Source organism: Psychromonas sp. SP041 (genome assembly GCF_000470315.2).
Taxonomy (GTDB): domain Bacteria; phylum Pseudomonadota; class Gammaproteobacteria; order Enterobacterales; family Psychromonadaceae; genus Psychromonas.
Map to the genome: position 1 here is coordinate 78898 of NZ_CBRF02000018.1, position 17799 is coordinate 96696.

Genomic DNA, 17799 nt, shown 5'->3' on the forward strand with positions numbered 1-17799 from the left:
TTACCTTAGATTAGTCTACTAAAATTGAAAGCTTGAGTAATTTGGAGCTTAATATCAGTTTAGTGTTAGCAAGCTGTTGATTAGAAATTTGGAAACGTAAGCGTTTATTTTCTCGCACTAAATTAACAAATCCACCCGCGTCGAAAAAAGGACTTTCGTCGGTAATCGTCAGTACTGTTTGTTGATCTATCAGGGAGAGTAAATAACGATAAACCCGACTATCATCAGTACTAATATATAATGCATTACAGTCTTGAAAATCTTGATCATTTTGGACGTTAACAACCGTAATTGGATGGTCGTCTATTTTTTTATTATCTAATATCGTTAACTCATGACTAACGTTATCTTCACCATAAGAACATAGGATAAAAGGGTCTTTTGGATCATTCCAAGTTGACTCAGGCCAACGTGTAAATTTAGCTATATTGTAAATATAAGCCACCTTTACAGCACTGGGGTTATTCTCTTCAGACCGAGCAGGCGTAATGGCACTCAACACAAAGAGCAAGATGACGTAATATTTAATAGTGAAACTATTTATCATATTCAGATATCTCTAATGACCATTACCAATGATAACGTGCATTAATCGCAATACTACGTTCGATGAGAGAGTCCGTACTCGATGATTCCGTAATAAATTGCTGTTTGTCTGCGTGTAATAAATGACGACCAATGAGAGAGAAACCTAATGATTTAGTTGCTTGCCACCCAATACGTAAATCACTATCAACACCATCAGAGATTGAGTAGTCACTGCTGGAGCTATTCCAATTACGTTCTGATGTATAGTAAAGGCGTAAATCTAACTCTACAAATTCACTTAAATCAAAACTTCCCCAAATAGATGCTTGATGCTCAAGGGAACGATCTGCCACTAAAGAAATAGATTCATCACTAAATAAATTCTCAGCTTTATCTTTTAATTTAATGTCTATAAAACTGTATGAAAAACGTAAACGAGATTGGCGATTTACTTGCCAAGTTACTAGCCATTCAGTACCGTAACTGTAACCTTCTAAGTTATTATCAAGGTTAATGGGAATAACATAAAAAGTAGACCCATTCACATTTTTTATTTCTGCATCACCAATATCATAACTTTGTAAGTTATTATAAACATTATAAAAAGTAGCTATATCAAAGGATAAAGTAGGAGTAGGAAGCCAACGATATCCAAGCTCATAAGCAGTTAATTCTTCTGATTGGAAATTATTGTTACCAATGATTTGTAGTAAACCAGGTGTAAAAGTTGGATCGAAATTACTAGGTGGAATAACTTGAATATTAATTGTTGAATCACTTTCTACCTGAGAAGGTATTCTAACGGCACGAGAAATAGCCCCCCATAACGTGACCCTATTCGATGGCAACCAACTTAATCTAATATTAGGCTGAACTTCTGTACTACTATTCGTATTACCCTCAACTTTAGCACCAAAAGTTAATGACATATTTTGTTCAGGTAAGTCTAACGTGTCCTGAATAAACAAATTCCATATATCAATATTTTCCATAGAAGATGAGGTTGAGAAATAAGCAGAGCCTTCAATATCACTCTGACTCCAACGATATCCTCCTCCCCAAATTAACTCATGATTTTTAAAGGGAGTAAATTGATGTTCTATTTCAAGATTCAAAGTATTGCGGGTTTCTTTAAATTGAAGGTCATTGTGTTCATAAAAGTCATAACTGGTACGGATATTTAGTTCCGAATCAATACTGGTTTTCATTCCCCAACGTGCGCCAATGTTACCGCCTATCAGGTCTACATCTCCATTTTGCATTACTGCTCTATAAGGGGCATCAAAATCAGAGATAGAGAATTGTTGTCGAAGGTCGTGTTTATAAAGATCACCTTGTAGTGTTAACCATTGGTCATCATCTAGCTCAAGGTCGAAACGAATTCCTGTTTGTAGGTACTTGCCTTCGTTATCTTGATCATGACCAGAAAGATCTTTTGATTCCTCTAACTTTCTCGCATTTACATAGGTACGGAATTTAGTTTTATCATTAATCTCCGCCCCTTGGCTAGCACCTAGCCCTTGAGATTCACTCCCCATGCTCAGTGAAATAGATCCCGCTTCTTTTCCTGTCGCCTCTTTAGTGATGATGTTAATGACACCGTTAACTGCATTGGTTCCCCATAAAGTGGCACCGGGCCCTCGAATGACTTCAATGCGCTTAATATCAGACATTAAATAGTTCAAACTTTCCCAATAAACACCTGACGAAGTAGGCGTATAAATACTCCGGCCATCAATCATCACTAAAAGTTTATTAGCAAACCGCCCATTAAATCCTCTAATACTAATGGCCCATTTATTTGAGTCTATTTTTGCAACATCAACACCGGGTACCAAAAATAATGCCTCAGGAATACTAGTAGCACCTGTACGGCGAATTTCTTCTTCTGTAACAACATAAATGGCGGCTGCCGCTTCTGACAGTTTTTCATTTTTTTTACTAACAGAGGTGACTTCTATTTTCATTAGTTCATCAAAATCAATATCTGTAAAATCTTGCTCACTATTATCAGCATAACTATAAAATGGGAATAAAGTTAACGATATAGCTAACCACTTGATGTAATTCATACACTTCCTTTTGATGAATATTTCTCAATATAGGACTTAAAATATAGAGCGGTATAGAGATAAGTAAAATCGATAGTGTGAGTCTGATTATAGATTCACTAAATGCTTATTTAATAAATTAAGATTTAGCCTTTAAACAAAATCTATTTTGCACAGTTCAGGACGGTAGCGTTGAGACACAAACCTAAAAAGCAACCATAAAGTGGTAGTCTAAAGGTTAATATTTGACCGGGAAATCATCTATGTTATTTAATGATGAATGCTTTAGTAAGGGGTGTGAAGAGAGATTAAGGAAGTATTTAAGCTTAATTTATAAAAGAGTTTATCCAAAAGTAGGTGCCTTAACATTTAGAAAGGCACCTTTTATTTATTTAATGTTAATTACCTTTTTCACTGACTTCATTCAAACTTTTTAATACCAAGCAATCATCAGATCCATCAACATCACAATTATCTATCATCGTTAATAATTGTTGTTCTAATTGTTTTAACTGTTCTATTTTATTACGAACTTCAACTAAATGATGTTGTGCAACATCGTGCGCTTGGTGTGCATCATGATGTTTGCAGTCTTGTAAATGAATTAACTGTTTAATTTCATCAAGGCTAAAGCCTAATGCACGACTATGTCGTATGAAGTGTAAACGTTGACATTGTTGACTGGTATAACGACGCTGATTACCTGCACTGCGCTGGGCTTTTTCCAATAAACCAATGTCTTCATAGTAACGAATAGTAGGTACTTTACAGTGTGTTTCTTTACTGAGTTGACCAATTGAATAAACCATTTCTTATTTATCCTCAATTATTTTCAAAAAAGACTTGAACCTCTAGTTACTAGAGCTTGTATAGTTTCATTATAAATTAATTAAACAAGAGAAAAAGAGGTATTTTATGGCTGGATGTTGTAACCACCAAGCGGATTTCACCGGTATGGATCCCATTTACAAACGTATATTAATCGCCATTATTTTAATTAACGGGATTATGTTTTTTGTTGAAATGTTTGCAGGTGTAAAATCACACTCACAATCTTTACAGGCCGATGCTTTAGACTTTTTAGGCGATACATTGACCTATGGTATAAGTTTATGGGTTATCGGTAAGTCATTGTCATTACGTAGTAATATCGCGTTGTTAAAAGGGGTTAGCTTATTATTAATGGCTATCTATGTACTGTCTTCTACCTTATACAAGTTCTGGTTTATAGAAACACCTGATGCGGGCATTATGGGAAGCATTGCAATACTCGCTTTTATTGCCAATGTTGTCAGCGTATTACTATTAATGAAATATAAAGATGGTGATGCCAATGTACGTTCTGTTTGGTTATGTAGCCGTAATGATGCCATTGGAAACTTAGTTGTATTGGTCGCTGCTTCTGGAGTATGGGTAACTGACAGTGCTTTACCCGACTTAATTGTAGCGGCATTTTTAGCCACTCTTTTCTTAAGCTCAGCAAAACAGATCATTCAACAAGCAAATCAGGAAAAGAAATTACAACGATTAAATGCAGATGGACAAAGTAATGGGCACTGTAGTTTAAAACCTAAAGCAAATGACCATGTTCATGATGGACATAAGCATTAAATTTATGAGTGAATAATCTACTAAGCAAAAGATTAAACGAACGAATAAGCTGAACAATTTACAAGGTCATGCAATTTGTACAGCTTATTCATATTCATTAATCTAGTTAATTACCTATATGCAAATACTTAGCTTTCATTTATTTACTTCCATTACTTAGCTTTGATTACTTAGCTTCAATCGTTCAACTTCCATAATTAATTTAATGTCATTGTGAAAGCTTAATTAATTCGCCTGTCCTATCTCCCTTCATCATTTAGCCATCATGGGTTAAATAAAGAACCTTTTTTATACATGAACTTATAGCTGGATCACTTAATTGAGACGGGTAATTTAAACATAAGTTTACAAAAAATTAACATGCACTTATTATCTTAATTTGCCACAATCAATTATCTTCTTTTGAAAGGCTTATTTATGTCACCTATTTTATATTCATTTCGACGTTGTCCTTATGCAATGAGAGCACGTTTAGCCATTGCAATTAGCGGACAAGAAGTGCGATTAAGAGAAATAGTATTAAAGCACAAGCCAGCAGAACTATTGGCTATCTCTCCGAATAAAACAATTCCAGTGCTACAAATAAATGAACAAGCAGTATTAGATGAAAGTCTAGAAATCATGGTCTGGGCCTTAAGTCAGCATGATCCTAAACAATGGATAAATGATTCATTACAAGAGATGTTATTACTAATCGATAATAATGATTATGAGTTTAAGTCTTGGTTAGATAAATATAAGTATGCAGATAGGTTTCCAGAATATGAACAAGCCTACTACCGAGACCAAGCAGAAGATTTTTTAATGGAGTTAGAGTCTCGTTTACATAAACAAACCTATTTATTTGCAGATCATATAACCTTAGCTGATATGGCAATTTTCCCTTTTATCCGACAATTTGCTAGTGTAGACAAAGCATGGTTTGAACAAAGCCCATATTTACGAGTCCAACAATGGTTAATGGAATTAGTTAATGACGAGCTGTTTATAAACTGCATGAAAAAATACCCGACCTGGCTTGAATCAGGCGAAGATATTTTATTCCCTTAACCGAATGCTAACCTGAATTTCATTATGATCGTTAAATCGAATTCAAAAAATAATTATTAACAGGTTTTAATCATGGAAGAAAGAATGACTAAATATAATACACTAGCAAAATCATTTCATTGGCTGTCAGCCATCATGGTCATTGGTTTATTTGCAGCAGGTTATTGGATGGTCGACCTTAGCTATTATAGTGAATGGTACCAAACGGCACCGCATTGGCATAAGTCCTTTGGCTTATGTTTTGTGTTGATCACCTTAGGCCGACTGATATGGAAGTTAATCTCGAACGCCCCTAAAATTGAAGGTTCAGCTTTTGAAAAAAAGGCAGCCACTTATGCACATTATCTCGTTTATATCTTATTATTCACCATGTTTTTATCTGGCTACTTAATCTCGACAGCAGATGGACGTGGTATCGCCATTTTTAATTGGCTAGAAGTACCTGGGTTAGGCTCATTTATTGAAAACCAAGAAGATCTTGCAGGACAAGTACATGAATATGCAGCTTATGTATTAATCGGATTATCAAGCTTACATGCCCTTGCTGCTTTGAAGCATCATTTCATTAATAAAGATAATACTCTTAAAAAAATGCTTTAATTATTTTAAACCATGTTCTACGTTATATTTACTCAACTAAGGAAGATACCATGAAAAAAGTACTAATCGCGTCAGCTTTAAGCGCAGTAATGGCTTTACCAATGAGCGCAATCGCAGCAGATTATAAAATAGATACAACGCATGCTTTTGTTAACTTTAAAGTTAGCCATTTAGGTTATAGCTTTATTCAAGGCCGTTTCAATAAATTTGAAGGGCAATTTAGCTACGATGAAAAAAATGTAACTGCATCTAAAGTGACGATTAACGTTAATACAACCAGCTTAGATTCAAACCATGCAGAGCGTGATAAGCATCTTAAAAGCGATGATTATATTGATGCAGGTAAATTCTCAACAGCAAAATTTGTTAGTACTAGCGTTGCAGAAAAAGCCGATGGCGGTTTAGCAATTACTGGTGATATGACATTCCATGGCGTGACTAAACCGGTTGTGGTTGATGCTAAAGTCATTGGTCAAGGTGATGACCCATGGGGTAATTACCGTGCTGGTTTAGAAGGTACTGCACGCTTAGAACTAGCTGATTTTGGTATGAATGTTAAAGGCGCTTCAACTTACGTTGATTTAGATATCGTATTAGAAGGTATTCGTCAGTAATCGAACAATAGATTAAAGACATAATAGCAACAATAGACAGTTATTTTCTATTGTTGCTATTTAAAAGCCTTTTATTATCACAGAAAAATCATCTTAATTGTCTCAGTGCGTTACACCAATAACCCTTTAGTAAATTCGTCGTTCTAATAACCTTATATCCAAGTCTGATATCCTAATAAAAAATTATCTCAATTCAATTATTCTATTTAATGACTCTATTTAATTAAATTTCAATAATAGAATACGACAATAAGCCCTTTTAGATTTTCTGTTACAGTAACTTAGCTGTATTTTTCAGCCTAAAAACACGTTACACTTTTTATGTACTTAGCAAACTACGGTGAAAATATGCATTTAGAAAAGAACATGACAACTGTTAGTGATAATAATCAGCTTGATACAGCAGTAGAAAAAAACAGCATAGATCTTTCCATCAATAATGCTTGGTTGGCACGTTTAATAGAAGAGCCGAATAAAAAAAGACGACTAGACCAACGTACCCCCTTTCAACGTGATAAAGCACGTGTATTACACTCGGCAGCATTTCGACGTTTACAATCGAAGACTCAAATTCATAATAATGGCCTCAGTGATTTTTACCGTACTCGCTTAACACATTCTTTAGAAGTGGCACAAATCGGTACGGGTATTATTGCTAACTTACAAATGATTCAGCCAGAATTTCATGCTTTGTTACCCGGTAACAATTTAATTGAGACAATTTGCTTAAGCCATGATATTGGCCACCCTCCTTTTGGTCACGGTGGTGAAACGGCTCTTAATTATATGATGATAGAACACGGTGGCTTTGAAGGTAATGGACAAACCTTTCGAATTCTAACGCAGCTTGAGCAATATACAGAACATAACGGCATGAACTTAACCCGCCGTAGTTTATTGGGGCTATTAAAATACCCAATCTGTTTGAGTGAACTCAGTAATTCCTACCCTATTGATAACAGTCGTAATTTTCGTCAATTAAAAACTGAAGAATGGATGCCTGCAAAAGGTATTTATGATCATGACAAAGCATTATTAGATTCTGTTTTAGCGCCGTTGTGTGAAAGTGATCGACGTTTATTTGGCAGTAAAAGAACACCGATAAACGACTCGAAACAACATTTAAAATCTAAATATAAATCTTTTGATTGTTCAGTCATGGAAATCGCGGATGACATTGCCTATGGCGTGCATGACCTTGAAGATGCGATCGCGATGGGCATTATTAATAAAGCCCTATGGCAAGAAAAAGTATTGAAGCAGTTGTATGACATTAAAGACTTTTGTTTACATGACCAGCTACAAGAAATAACAGACAATTTATTTTCATTGCAACACTTTAAGCGTAAAGATGCGATTGGCTCATTAGTGAATGCATTAATTACATCTATCAGCATTCAACGTGTTAATAAACAGTTTATAGAGCCATTATTGGCTTATAACGCATACTTAGATCCCGCTATGTACCAAGCTTTAGAAATTCTAAAAAGCTTTGTTTTAAACTATGTTATCAAAAGCCCTGATTTACAAATTTTAGAATACCGAGGACAACAAATTGTCATGGAGTTGTTTGAAACCTTTAAAGCGGGACCCTTACGCTTTTTGCCTGAGAGCGCAAAACAGTTATGGAAAGCACAGAATGGTGATGAGTCACGCGAACAACGAGTCATTGCAGATTACATTTCAAGCTTAACCGACAATCATGCGTTGAGATTGCACGCGAGTTTATTTAGCAGTAACCAAACAACCCCAATGATGGGTGAACATGCATTTTAATCGATTTACTATTATTACAGTAAATAGAAACAACTGAGTTATTTACTTATTCAAATAACTCAGTTGTGCGTTGTCATCGAATAAAAAATCAGAATCAGCTCAACTACACTCGTCACGTCATTAGGGTATTAATTTTGCAGCCTTTTCACTCTATCGGCGGCTCAGCTATTTATTATCTGAAAAATCCCTAATCACAACACGCAAAAAATAAACAGGATACACAGAGTTAAATTCGCTGGTAAAACAATGGAAGTGTCATTCAAGGTGAATTATTGAAGTAATAACGGGTTATTGGAAAATAATTTAACGTAGAAGTTCACAGAAATAATGATGCTATATCACTTTGCTTATCCAGAAATGAGGTTATTTAATGACGTTATTATACTGGCCTAATGCAAAATAAATATTGGTGAGGTTCCTGCGTGTGCTACTTACCTGCCCCTGTAAATAGTTTTTTATCCAAAGGTTTCAGAACAGACTTTAATACAATCCTGTTAACCCCCCTCTCGATGGTGATGGCATACGCCAAACGATCGATATCGGTTAGTTAACGTTCCTTGCTATTAACTACTCTCCTCCTGTATTTAATCTCCTAAAAAATTTTCAAATAATCTAGGCTATCGACAACTAAATTCGAGTAGAGTATGTTGGTTTCCTTCACCTTAATGAATGATTTCCATCTAAAAATGGTTAGCTGCATTTATCATCGTACTCTTTCATAAATGCAGAAAAAAGCAGGTATCTGAATCGATATTAGATACCCCTTAATATCGCCTAGGGAATATAAAAAATGATGGTCAAAACAACTTAGTTGCTCAATCCCTTGTAAAAAGACAAATATTTTTTATATCTTTTTTTATTGAAAATGTAATTATGACCCAACCTAACAATGTACAATCATTGCAAAATTATAAGAGCCTACTCATCTATGTTTAAATCGTTCTTTCCTAATCCTAAGATATTCTTCATCTCGGTATTGATCTTTGCCGGACTTACTTGTGCTGTTTGGTATGGATACAACGAGCAAATGGCTGACTTTTTCGGCCTTGATATTACGGACTCTGAACCCGTCATAGGCTTAAAGCATTTTGTGACTGATTCTTTTTTATTATTTTATTGTTACTACTTTATCTGTACGGTTATTTTTGCTTTTGTATGGTTCAAAGCATCGCCACATAAATGGCAATGGTGGTCTATTATTGGTTCTTCTACCATTTTATTTTCAACCTATTTTTCAGTACAAGTATCCGTTGCTATCAATAATTGGCGTCGCCCATTTTTTGATTTAATTCAATCATTATTAAAACCCATCGGCAATAACACCGCCACAGAAACGATTAATGCACAGACAGCCAACTCTGCCAGTGAGCAATTATTTGGTCTGTTAATTGTATTTGGCGAGATCGCATTCTTAGCTATTTTCATCTATGTGGTGACTCGTTTTCTAGTCAGCCATTTTATCTTTCGCTGGCGTACTGCCATGAATGAATATTATACTCAGTATTGGCTTAAATTAAGAAATGTTGAAGGAGCATCCCAACGTATTCAAGAAGATACGATGCGTTTTGCATCTATTATGGAGAGCCTTGGTGTTGCATTAGTGGAAGCAGTAATGACATTATTTGCATTTCTACCCGTCTTATGGAGCCTATCTGAATATGTATCAGAGTTACCAATAATAGGTAAAATTGCTCACCCACTCTTCTATGCATCGTTATTTTGGTCAATCTTTGGAACAGGTTTACTGGCATTAATTGGTATTAAATTACCTGGGTTAGAGTTTAATAATCAAAAGGTTGAAGCAGCATTTCGTAAAGAATTAGTTTACGGGGAAGATGATGCTAATCGTGCGGACCCAATTACATTAAACGAATTGTTTTTAAATGTACGCAAAAACTATTTCCGTTTATACTTTCATTATATGTACTTCAACGTTGCCCGTATGTTGTATTTACAGGCAGATAACATCTTTGTCTTTATTCTACTCGTACCCACTATCGTTATAGGCGCTATCACGTTCGGTATTCTTCAACAGATCCTGACTGCCTTTGGTCAAGTGAGTAATTCATTCCAATATTTAGTTAACTCTTGGACAACCATCGTTGAACTTTTATCAGTTCGGAAACGACTCACTGCATTTGAGTCAACATTGGATGATAATATCAACCACACTAATTAACTGATCTATTTTACTGGTTAAAATAACTTATTTTTCCGTTATAAATTTCGTAAAGGGAACAAACGTTTAGCTCCGTTTACGCCTTAAAATAAGACATTTTTCCTGCACAAAATTTAGATCATTTATTTAATGTAATCGGTATAACTAAAGCTTGCTAAGGCCCCCTCTCAAACTTGTATTGATATAACAAGCAACGTTTTGGGGGCCTTATACCATATTTCTGTATATAGACGGTTTAACACTTCTATATTGGCTCATTTGAAGCCGTAAGTGGAGAGGGTCCATACCATTAATCTAAGTAATTATCACTAGTTTCAATCCCCCCTTAGCGAATACCACTTTTTTATCATTTTATAGACAAGTCCCCTTATCATTTTTTGTTATAAATTCTTTCATAAAAATTTTAATTAATATTTCCATTGAAGTTCTTCTGTACACTTCAATATGTTATGTTATAACATAACAATAAAGAGTTAATATAAATCTATCATCCGTAATAAGAATAATAAAAAATGAAAAAGAACCCACATAATCTAAACAGCATTAATACTTCTACAAAGTCCCTATTATTACTCGGTGTCAACTTTCGTCTAATTGTTACATCAGCAATAATTCTCATTCTTTGGTTCATATTATTTCAATTACTTTAATGAGTTGACTCATGATTAATATTCTTAATTTGTGCGTCAATTATAAAGACTCACCGGCTTTAGATAATATCTCTGTAGAAATAAAAAAAGGACAACTTGTTGCTATTGTAGGTGCAAATGGTGCAGGAAAATCAACCTTGCTGAAAGCTATAATGGGACAGTTGGAGCCAAGTTCAGGATTCATTGAACTAGGCGCACTAACGTCTAAAGATATCGCTTATCTACCACAGAGCCACAAAATAGACCGAAAATTCCCCATTACAGTGAAAGACTTTATATCAGCGGGATCTTGGAAAAGAATCGGCTTTTGGAAAAAGTTTAGTTCATCAGAAAATGAGTTATTAAAACAAGCATTAAATAAAGTAAGCCTCGAAGGCTTTGAGGAAAGACAAATAAGTACTTTATCTGGAGGACAATTTCAACGAATGTTGTTTGCCCGCATGTTAATGCAAGATGCAGATATTTTATTACTCGATGAGCCCTTTGCAGCAATTGATACACAAACAACGATGGACCTGATGAACGTTATTAATGATTGCCAGCAACAAGGTAAAACTATCATTACAGTGATCCATGATTTATTACTAGTCTCGCGTTTTTTTCCAAATGTCATTTTACTGGCCAAAGAGTTAATTGCTTGTGGAAGTGTAAAAACAGTAATGACAGGCGATAATTTATCGAAAGCTGGATATCAACACTTAGCCTATATTTCTCACACTATGGATATCTCAACACCATTAACAGTCGATTCACATAATGAGGTATCTAGCTCATTACCAAAAAAGAATTCAACACATATTCATTGTACAAACCCAGCTCATTATGAGGAAAAAATATCATGATCAGCAACGTTTATAGTTTATTTATTGAACCCTTTAGCGATTTCTCATTTATGCAAAGAGCATTATGGGGGGGCATTGTACTGAGTATTAGCGCTACCCCTATTGGTGTGTTTCTCACCCTGAGAAGAATGAGTTTAACCGGTGATGCAATGGCACATGCAATATTACCAGGAGCCGCTATTGGTTTTTTAATATCGGGAGTCTCTATTATAGCGATGACCATTGGCGGCATTATTGCAGGTTGTATTGTCGCTATTTTGGCCGGTATCGTTGCCCGCTACTCCAACGCAGAAGAGGACTCAAGCTTAGCTGCTTTTTACCTGTTATCACTTGCTGCTGGTGTACTTATTATCTCAGCAAAAGGCAGTAATGTTGATCTCTTACATGTGTTATTTGGATCTGTATTAGCACTCAATAATGACGCGTTGATATTGCTTACCTCTATTGCCACTATTTCAGTGCTTTCATTAACCGTGCTTTATCGACCATTAGTATTTGAGTGTGTTGATCCAGACTTTTTTAAGTCTGTGAGTAAGTTAAGTGCTATTGCACATTATGCTTTCTTATTATTGGTTGTATTAAATTTAGTCGCTGGGTTTCATGCTTTAGGGACACTCATGTCTGTAGGGTTAATGATTTTACCCGCCGCTATTTCAAGATTTTGGAGTGAGAAGTTAGGTGTCATGCTATTGATAGCATTATTAACATCCATCATAAGTAGTTATTTAGGTCTTTTTCTTTCATTCCACGTCAGTTTTGCAACAAGTCCTGCCATCGTACTAGTAATGGGCATCATCTATATCGTATCGCTCTTATTTGGACAACATGGAGGATTACTTTCAAAAAAATCACATAAACTTCACTTTTAACTAGTTTTTTATTAATTAAAGGAACAAAAAATGACATTAACCTTATTTAAAAAAGCGCATTTATTGGCTTCAATGGCGCTGATATTAGGCGTTAGTTCAAATGCAGCCGCATCTGAGAAAGTAGATGTAGTAGCAAGCTTTTCAATTCTAGGTGATTTGATTTCAGAAGTTGGAGGTGAGCATATTAAATTGACCACCTTAGTCAAAGACAATGGTGATGCACATGTTTATAGCCCAACACCACAAGATGCTCAAGCCGTAAAAAATGCACAATTATTAGTGGTAAATGGCCTTAATTTTGAAGGTTGGATGCAACGTTTACTTGAATCATCTCAATTTAATGGGGTAAAAGTAACTGCATCAGATGGCATCAATGTTTTACAAATAAGTGGGCATGAAGAAGAGCATAAAGAACACGCTGATAAAAAAGAGGAGGCTGAGCATCATCACCAAGGGCCAGATCCACATGCATGGAACAGTATTACCAATGTAAAAATTTACGTGAATAATATTCAAAGCGGTTTAAGTCAAGTTGACCCTGATAATAGCCAAGAATATAAAAAAAATGCAGCCATTTATATCGCAAAACTCAATAAATTAGAAAGTAAACTGCGTAAAAAAATGGAAATGGTGCCATTAACCCAACGTAAAGTGATTACGCCTCATGATGCCTTTGGTTATCTTGCTCATGACTTTGACCTTGAGTTTATGGCTCCCCAAGGTATTAGTACCGAATCTGAGGCGAGTGCATCTGATGTTGCTACAATCATTAAACAAATTCGTCGAGATAATATCAATGCGGTATTCATAGAAAATATTGCTGATAACCGTATGGTTGAGCAAATTATCCGTGAAACTGATACTAAGGTTGGCGGTAAATTATTTTCTGATGCCCTTTCTGAGCCTGAAGGTCCCGCATCAACTTATCTAGATATGATAGAACATAATGTAACAACTATTGTCGATGCATTAATTCGTTAATTCGTTAATTCGTTAATTCGTTAATTCGTTAATTCGTTAATTCGTTAATTCGGTTATCTGGGATTTAAAAGTGGCCAAATACATTTGGTCACTTTAATCTTCATGCGTATAAAAGAACATTTAATTAATATGAAAAAAAACCTTAAAAACTTATGTTTTATTATCATTATTAACCTGATTATTCCAATACATGCACAAGCTCATCCTCACTCCTGGATCAGCTTAAAAACAAAAATTGAAGGAAAAGGAAATCAAATATCAGGTTTCACCATGTCTTGGACTTTTGATTCAATAACATCTGCTTACATGCTTGATGGAGAAGATTTATCTGCGGAAAATAAATTAAAAACCTTAACAAAAATAAAAAAATCGGTGATGGAAAATATTAATTTAGAGCATTACTTTACTTATTTTTATGATGGTAAAATACCAATTAAATATGCTTTTTCCAACCAAGGTACCTTAACGCAACATGGCTCAAAATTAACACTCGACTTTTATATTCCTCTTTCTAAACCTAAAGCAATATCAAACCGTCCTTTCAAGCTGGCTATTTTTGAACCAAGCTATTATGTCGATATGAGTTGGGATAGCAAAAGCGATATCGAATTATCTCCTGAATTAAGCCAATTTTGCACCTTCGAACTTATTCCCCCAACCCCAACACCAGAGCAAGTTACCTATGCAATGTCATTAGGTGTTGATGAAGATCCCGATGATGCTCTCGGACAGCTTTTTACTCAAACAGTAATCATTAATTGCCTTAAATAAGGAGTTAGCGTGAAAAATAAAATAACCTTCAACACAACAACGTTTAATAAAACCTGGTTATATTTTACAAGCATTATCTTTTTAAGTGTTGGATATGCTATCTGGCAAGCTTGGCCTGCATTAATGATGGCCAGTATGCACTGGCAAAAAGAAATAAATGAACAAATAATTGAGTTATTATATTCAGCTAAAACTCAACTCTTGGCCTCTGGTTTTTCACTTATCTCTGTGGCTTTTATATATGGTGTATTACATTCCCTTGGCCCAGGCCATGGTAAGTTAATTGTTACAACGTATCTTGCAACTCACCCGACTAAGGTCAAAATAAGTTTAATACTCACCGTTTTGTCTGCTTTGCTACAAGCAATAGTGGCTATCGTTGTTGTCTCAATATTATTGCTGCTATTTAATTCAACCATGCGCGAAGTCAATAATGAAGCGAACCACTTCATCAGTTTAAGTTTTTATTCCGTTGTTATATTAGGTTCAATCGTCATCTGGCGTAATATGAAGACACTTTTCAAAGAATTTTACTCTCGCCCTTCTACTATCAAAATAACTGCCATAAAACCTATTACCAATAGTATTAAGCATAGCCATAATAATATGTGTGGTTGTGGCCATGTTCACTTCGCAGGCGCCGAAGACATTAATAAAGCCTCTTCATTTAAAGAATATTTAGCGATTATTTTTAGCGTGGGGCTTCGCCCTTGTACAGGTGCAATCATGGTCTTACTCTTTTCTAATACCTTGGGGCTGTATTGGCTAGGGATTATTAGTGCATTGTTTATGTCAATTGGTACCGCATTAACAACCTCTAGTATTGCCATTATGACAACAATAGGGACAAAGCTAGTACAAGGTTACTTAAAAAACGGGGATAAAAATAATATTCACTTTAAAAGTAAAAGAAGAAAAAATATCAATACTTTAGTTAAATTAACGGGTGGCATTTTATTAGTATTAATGGGGGTTATATTATTAAAATCTCAACCAGTTGGCATGTCAGCGGTATTTTAAATAAGTAAATAAACAAATAAACAAATAAACAAATAAAACCTGATAATAAACAGTAGACTTTCAAGGAAGTACTATTAAATACAACATCATCACTAATGATTAAGAGAGGGTTAATAATTATATTACCCTTTATTTTCAAGTATAGTCACTCGTTAAACCTAGCATACATTTATATAATAATGAGTGGTATTCACTAAGTCGGTTTGTGCTCCTTTACGCCCTAGAAAGAGAAGGCGCAATCGCCCCCGAAGCACCTTAGCTCATCTAATTCTCGTTTTAATCGGACAGAATCATCTCGTCTTCGCTCGTCGAGGTGGGCTGATGTTTTTAGCTTTGAATTTCGCCCTTTCGACGACTTTACTTTCTCTCTGCCAGCAGAGAAAGTAAGCAAAGAGACTGGCACCGAGTCGCTTTCTGAACCAACCAATTCCGCCATTTTAAACGTACCGTTTCGGACGTGCATCCATGCACTAGCCGAAACTAATACAAACATCCTGTTTGGCTTTACTAAAATGAGTTCATTGATTGGGAAAGCTCAACGGTGGTATTTTTGCAGCCGCGCTGAGTTTTGATTTGATCATTAACTAATTGATATTACTGAGTTCAACGTTTGGGTGTCCACAATTTATAGTTATTTCTTGAAACTTAAATTTATATTTCTTCTTATCCAATCCAATGAACTCATGACGATAAGAGTTATCTTTTGGGTAAGAATTTATAAAAATTTCAAACAAATACCCTAAAAACACAAGACAAACTACTTTGCTAGATTTGCCCTCATCCACTGAATAATTCCTTAAAAATGGTGAAGAAATGAAATTTCGAAGGTTTTCTCGTGTAAAGCCACCTTCCGCTGTATCTATTAATTTAAATCCACGGACTAAAATTTTTCTTTTTGAGACTGAAGAAGAAATATTTAAAGATAGTCTAATGCTCTCATTTAGCTTATTGGATAATTCGATAGCTTTATAATTTGGGCTTTCAGAAATACTTGCTCTCCAAAGGATTGCCACTATAAAATCACGAATTTTTTGCGTATCAATAGACTCAAATAAAACGCCGTCATCAAGGCGAGTAAAATCCACATTTTTGCCACTCAGAGCTTTTAGACTATATAACTCATAATTTTTGTTGAGCTTTTTCTCACAAGCTTCACATAACTGTTCAGTAGCCCAGCTATCCTGTGAATATTCAATTGGCTTATCATCTAGGCTACTTAGCTTAATCGCTTTACCACTATTATCTCTAAATATTGCCTTAAACAAGCTATCGGGAATAGCATGAGAATTACAGAGTTTGCCTTTACATCGACAGAGCTTGCATTTTACTTCCATAATTCCCCCTTAAAATAATTATGATTAAGATGCACATTTAAAGAGTGCTAACGCCCGCATAAAGTGCGGAGCAAATTGGACGCTTTTTTGCGCCTTTATTTTTTGCAAAAAATCGGACTGCTTGCGGAGTCAAATTTGATGCGCTTGTTATAACTAAATTACACCTAACCTATCAGGATTTAAGGTAAATGAACCTTGAAATTTGAATAGCATATTTGCTAGAGCTTCTGAATTTTTCTCTTTCGCGTAATCCAATTCTTGAGCTGTAATACCGGTAATTTGAAGTATATCTACTTTGCCAGATATTAAGTCGAATGATTCAGGGAATTGATTTGGTTTTACGACCATTAAGCTTGAAATATTTGGTTCAATTGACATAGGAATACGATCACCATAGTCCACTAGAGGTTTATCACCATAATGACCAACCGACACAAGAATATTGAAAGCTACTAAACTACGTAAAGCATTTATGGCCCAATCACTTTCCTCATCTGTTTCAAGGATAAACTCAGTTCCGAAACCTGAATACTCTTGCGGGTCATCTGACTCCCATGTATTCGACATGCCAGAGGTAACATAAACCCAAGTTTTTCTGTCACTCGTTGGAGCACATTTGAAAACACCAAAATGTAACCATCTCGGATCAATGCTGTCGATACCAAATTGATTTTTGAATAGAGAGGCATCTAACGGGTAAATACCTTCACCAGTACCGCCAAATAATTCTGGATATACTTGTTCTTCTCTTTGTTCCCACGAATCTTCCAGCAGACCCATAATCTTCCTTTAGTTATAACGAGGCTGTAGAATTTCTCATTTCAGCCTGTTTATTTTAAATAAAAATGACAGTAGCTTACATTTACTTGAGATTAAATAGATTATTTTGTTTTTATTAACTAATTGATTAAATTGAGTCATAA

17 protein-coding genes are annotated in these 17799 nt (G+C 35.1%); 11 read left to right on the plus strand and 6 right to left on the minus strand.

The window, feature by feature from the left end; genetic code table 11:
* Positions 1 to 10: 10 nt before the first annotated feature.
* From SP041_RS11685 to SP041_RS11695, 3 genes are all read right to left on the minus strand, one after another.
* Positions 11 to 547: a YfiR family protein gene (locus tag SP041_RS11685; protein ID WP_137297832.1), complete on the minus strand. Its 537-nt coding sequence runs from the start codon at positions 545 to 547 to the stop codon at positions 11 to 13.
* A 22-nt stretch (positions 548 to 569) separates the two neighbouring features.
* Positions 570 to 2600 carry a TonB-dependent receptor gene (locus tag SP041_RS11690; protein ID WP_137297833.1) on the minus strand — a complete coding sequence of 677 codons (2031 nt, stop codon included), beginning with the start codon at positions 2598 to 2600 and terminating at the stop codon, positions 570 to 572.
* Between the two features lie 377 nt (positions 2601 to 2977).
* A complete protein-coding gene (locus tag SP041_RS11695; RefSeq protein ID WP_137297834.1) occupies positions 2978 to 3388 on the minus strand; it encodes a MerR family transcriptional regulator in 411 nt (136 codons plus the stop codon).
* Positions 3389 to 3494: 106 nt separating this feature from the next.
* Here SP041_RS11695 and SP041_RS11700 point away from each other — a divergent pair, with 106 nt between their 5' ends.
* The 11 genes from SP041_RS11700 (at position 3495) to SP041_RS11750 (ending at position 15542) form a co-directional block, all read left to right on the plus strand.
* Positions 3495 to 4190 carry a cation transporter gene (locus SP041_RS11700; protein ID WP_137297835.1) on the plus strand — a complete coding sequence of 232 codons (696 nt, stop codon included), beginning with the start codon at positions 3495 to 3497 and terminating at the stop codon, positions 4188 to 4190.
* Between the two features lie 417 nt (positions 4191 to 4607).
* Positions 4608 to 5240, plus strand: coding sequence for a glutathione S-transferase (locus SP041_RS11705; RefSeq protein ID WP_137297836.1), 633 nt, complete (start codon positions 4608 to 4610; stop codon positions 5238 to 5240).
* A gap of 84 nt (positions 5241 to 5324) precedes the next feature.
* Positions 5325 to 5840 (plus strand): cytochrome b, encoded by a 516-nt coding sequence (locus SP041_RS11710; RefSeq protein WP_240791458.1) that lies wholly within the window; start codon positions 5325 to 5327, stop codon positions 5838 to 5840.
* Positions 5841 to 5890: 50 nt separating this feature from the next.
* Complete coding sequence (locus tag SP041_RS11715) at positions 5891 to 6454, plus strand: YceI family protein (protein WP_137297838.1); 564 nt, start codon at positions 5891 to 5893, stop codon at positions 6452 to 6454.
* 348 nt (positions 6455 to 6802) lie between these two features.
* Complete coding sequence (locus SP041_RS11720) at positions 6803 to 8230, plus strand: anti-phage deoxyguanosine triphosphatase (protein ID WP_240791459.1); 1428 nt, start codon at positions 6803 to 6805, stop codon at positions 8228 to 8230.
* Between the two features lie 928 nt (positions 8231 to 9158).
* Positions 9159 to 10409 carry a peptide antibiotic transporter SbmA gene (gene sbmA / locus SP041_RS11725; protein WP_137297839.1) on the plus strand — a complete coding sequence of 417 codons (1251 nt, stop codon included), beginning with the start codon at positions 9159 to 9161 and terminating at the stop codon, positions 10407 to 10409.
* A 661-nt stretch (positions 10410 to 11070) separates the two neighbouring features.
* Complete coding sequence (locus SP041_RS11730) at positions 11071 to 11901, plus strand: metal ABC transporter ATP-binding protein (RefSeq protein ID WP_137297840.1); 831 nt, start codon at positions 11071 to 11073, stop codon at positions 11899 to 11901.
* A complete protein-coding gene (locus SP041_RS11735) occupies positions 11898 to 12770 on the plus strand; it encodes a metal ABC transporter permease (RefSeq protein WP_137297841.1) in 873 nt (290 codons plus the stop codon). Before SP041_RS11730 ends, SP041_RS11735 begins: the two co-directional genes overlap by 4 nt.
* Before the next feature lie 30 nt (positions 12771 to 12800).
* A complete protein-coding gene (locus SP041_RS11740) occupies positions 12801 to 13751 on the plus strand; it encodes a metal ABC transporter substrate-binding protein (RefSeq protein ID WP_137297842.1) in 951 nt (316 codons plus the stop codon).
* Between the two features lie 129 nt (positions 13752 to 13880).
* Positions 13881 to 14522, plus strand: a complete 642-nt coding sequence (locus SP041_RS11745) for a DUF1007 family protein (protein ID WP_205961194.1) — start codon at positions 13881 to 13883, stop codon at positions 14520 to 14522.
* Between the two features lie 9 nt (positions 14523 to 14531).
* Positions 14532 to 15542: a nickel/cobalt transporter gene (locus SP041_RS11750; protein WP_205961195.1), complete on the plus strand. Its 1011-nt coding sequence runs from the start codon at positions 14532 to 14534 to the stop codon at positions 15540 to 15542.
* 220 nt (positions 15543 to 15762) lie between these two features.
* On the opposite strand, the gene SP041_RS11755 is transcribed toward SP041_RS11750, so the two are convergent.
* The 3 genes from SP041_RS11755 to SP041_RS11765 form a co-directional block, all read right to left on the minus strand.
* A complete protein-coding gene (locus tag SP041_RS11755; RefSeq protein ID WP_137297844.1) occupies positions 15763 to 16005 on the minus strand; it encodes a hypothetical protein in 243 nt (80 codons plus the stop codon).
* A gap of 121 nt (positions 16006 to 16126) precedes the next feature.
* Positions 16127 to 16876, minus strand: coding sequence for a hypothetical protein (locus SP041_RS11760; RefSeq protein WP_137297845.1), 750 nt, complete (start codon positions 16874 to 16876; stop codon positions 16127 to 16129).
* A 153-nt stretch (positions 16877 to 17029) separates the two neighbouring features.
* Positions 17030 to 17656 (minus strand): suppressor of fused domain protein, encoded by a 627-nt coding sequence (locus SP041_RS11765; RefSeq protein WP_137297846.1) that lies wholly within the window; start codon positions 17654 to 17656, stop codon positions 17030 to 17032.
* Positions 17657 to 17799: the final 143 nt, after the last annotated feature.